General features: G+C 72.0%; 1 protein-coding gene. It reads left to right on the top strand.

The genetic code is table 11. From position 1 onward, the window contains the following. On the top strand, nt 1-3253 hold a 3253-nt coding region (locus tag AC08OP_RS08815), incomplete at its 5' end, for an SDR family NAD(P)-dependent oxidoreductase (protein ID WP_476613745.1). Nucleotides 3254-3306 lie beyond the last annotated feature (53 nt).

Genomic DNA, 3306 nt, shown 5'->3' with positions numbered 1-3306 from the left:
GGCCCAGGCCGACCGGGTCGGCGCACTCGTGGCCGAACGTGCCGATCTCGGCCTGCTCGACCTGTCCTACTCGTTGGCCACCACACGCTCGGCACTGCGCCATCGCGCGGTGGCGGTCGCCACCGGCCGGGACGAGCTCGTCCGGGGCCTTGCCGCGCTGGCGGACGACGACGCCGGAACAATCCTGGGTACCAGGGACGAGGGTCGGCTCGCATTCATGTTCACCGGTGGCGGCGCCCAGCGCGTGGGCATGGCACGCGAACTGGCCGAGTCCTTCCCGGCATTCGCCACAGCCTTCGACGAGGTGTGCACGGCCTTGGACGAGCACCTGCCTCGTCCGCTGCGCTCCGTGATCGAGTCGGGTGACGAGCTGGACCAGATCGACTACACCCTCGCCGCGCTCTTCGCGGTCGGGGTGGCGCTGTTCCGCCTCCTCGAGACGTGGGGGGTACGGCCGGACTTCCTGGTGGGTCACTCGACCGGCGAGCTGATCGCCGCGCATCTCGCAGGTGTCCTGTCGCTGTCCGACGCCGCGACGCTGGTGACCGCCCGCGGTGGCCTGATGCGTGCCCTGCCCAGGGGCGGTGCCATGGTTGCCGTCGAGGCGACGGAGGAGGAGGTGCGCGCGACCCTCGACGAGGAGGGGCGCGCGGTGATCGGGACCATCAACGCTCCGCGGGCGGTAGTGCTCTCGGGTGACGAGGACGCCGTTCATGCCGTCGCCAGCGTCTGGAAGGAACGGGGCCGGTCCGTCAAGGTGCTGCCGATCAGCCACGCCTCGCACTCGCCCCGCATGGACCCGATGCTCGACGAGTTCCGTCTGATCATCAAGGGGCTGGCGTTGCGCCGGCCGAGGCTCGGGATCGTGTCGACGGTGACCGGCCAGGTGGAGTCCGGGGACGGATGGGCCTCGGCCGACTACTGGGTGGAACAGATCCGCAGGCCCGTGCGCTTTCTGGACGCGGTACGCACCCTGGAGGCGCAGGGGGTGACAACGCTGCTGGAGCTGGGGCCGGACGGGGTCCTCTCGGCGATGGCGGCAGCCGGTGTCGAGCACGCGGTCGCGGTTCCCGTCATGCGCCGGGACCAGCCGGAGGCCCGATCGCTGGTCCACGCGCTGGGTGTGCTGCACACCCGAGGCGTGTCGATCGACTGGCAGGCCTTCTTCTCCGGCTCCGGCGCGCGGGCCGTCGACCTGCCGACCTATCCCTTCCAGCGGGAACGGTACTGGCTGGAACCGTCGGTGGCTCCCTTGACCGGGCCGGGCCCGTGGCCCGGCGGACGCGGTCCCGGCAGCGCCCTTCACCACATCGACTGGGTCGAAGACGCCGTCGTGCCCTCGGCCCGGACGGCAGTCTGGGCGATGCTCACGGCCGCCTCGGACCCCGTGCCCGGCGTCCCGTCCTACCGGGACCTGCCGGCCCTGGCCGACGCGCTTGACTCCGGGGCCTCGGTCGAGGCCCTCGTCGTCGCGCTGCCGGCGAGCCGAGCGATCGCGACCGCGGCGAACGAGGCCGCGGGTGGGGCCGCGGGACCGACACCCAACCCGCACCCGCTCGTCCGGCAGGTGCTGCTCCTGCTGCGCGAGTGGCTGACCGACGACCGGTTCACCGGCATCCGCCTGATCCTCGTGACCAGAGGTGCGGTGGCCACGACCGGCGACGAAGCACCCGACCCGGCCGCGGCGGCGGTCTGGGGGCTGGTCCGATCCGCGCAGTCCGAGGCACCCGACCGGGTCGTTGTCGTCGACACGGACACAGACCCGGGTGAGGAGCCGATCCCGCCGGATCTGCTCCCAGCCCTGCTGGATGCCGAGGAGCCCCAGGCGGCCGTGCGCGCCGGGCGGATCCGGGTTCCCCGGTTGGCCCGGATCCGTTCCTCCGAGATCCACGCCGGAGCGGACAGGCCGGTGTGGGGGTCTGACGGGACCGTCCTGATTACCGGCGGGACCGGTCGGCTCGGCAGCGCCGTCGCCCGCCATCTCGTCGCCACGCACGGCGTCAGGCATGTACTGCTGGCAAGCCGCTCGGGTGAGCGGGCGGAGGGGGCCGACAGGCTCCGGACCGCCCTGACCGAGCTCGGTGCGACGGTCCGCCTCGCCGCCTGCGACGTCTCCGACCGGGATGCCCTCGCCGCGCTGCTCGCCGACATTCCCGCCGACCAGCCGTTGCGCGCGGTCGTGCACGCGGCAGGCATGCTGGACAACGGCCTGATCACGACCATGACGTCGCAGCAGCTGGACGACGTCCTCCGTCCCAAGGCCGAGGCCGCGTGGCACCTGCATGAACTGACCCGGGAGACGGACCTCTCGGCATTCGTCGTCTTCTCCTCGACCGTCGGGCAGTTCGGGGCGCCGGGCCAGGCAAACTACGCCGCCGCGAACGCCTACCTCGACGGCCTGGCGCAGCACCGCCGTGCGCTCGGCCTGCCCGCGACCGCGCTGGCCTGGGGGCTGTGGAACGTCGACGGTGGCATCAACGCGCAGCTCGGCGACGTCCACCGCGCCCGGTGGGCCTGGGACGGCTTTGTCCCGATCGGCGCCGAGGAGGGAATGGCCCTGTTCGACGCGGCGGTCTCGGCGACGCGGCCCGTGGTGACCATCACGCCGTTCGACCAGGACATGCTCAGGGCGCTCGACGCCGCCCCACCTCTGTTGCGGGCGCTGATCCCCGCACAGGGCCGCCGCTCGACCAGAAGCGCCGAGATTCCGATGTCGCAACGGCTGGCCGCGCTGTCCGGCGCCACCGAACGGGCCGAGTTCGTCCTCGGTCTGGTCCTGGACGGCGTGGCAGCGGTCCTCGGCCGCGACGATCCCGCCGCGATCGACTCCGAGCGCCCCTTCCGGGAGCTGGGATTTGATTCCCTCACAGCGGTGGAGATGCGCAACCGGCTGAGCGCGGTCACCGGCGTTCGGTTGCCAACCACCGCGGTGTTCGACCATCCCACTCCCTCAACGCTGGCCGCCTTCCTGCTCACCCACATCGCGCCCCATGACACGACGAGCCCGCGGCCGACCGCGCTCGTGGCCCTGGACGAGCTGGAGGAAGCGCTCATGGCCGCGGCCGTCAATGATCTCGACGGTCATCACGACGCCATCACCGTGCGGCTGCAGACGCTGCTGTCGAGATGGCTCGAGACCGGCGTGAGACCGGCCGAGCGGGCCGACCCGGACCCGGGCGACCGGCTCGCGGCGGCGTCAACCGCGGAACTGCTCGACTTCATCGACAACGAGCTCGGCCGTGCCACAAACTGATTCCCGCCCGACTTCCGGAACAGGTAACCCACCCATGGCGGACGAGAACAAGC

The sequence above is a fragment of the Frankia sp. CeRuru1 genome (assembly GCF_977966315.1).
Note: the sequence above shows the minus strand (reverse complement) of the source record. Positions and strands in the feature narration are given on the sequence as shown.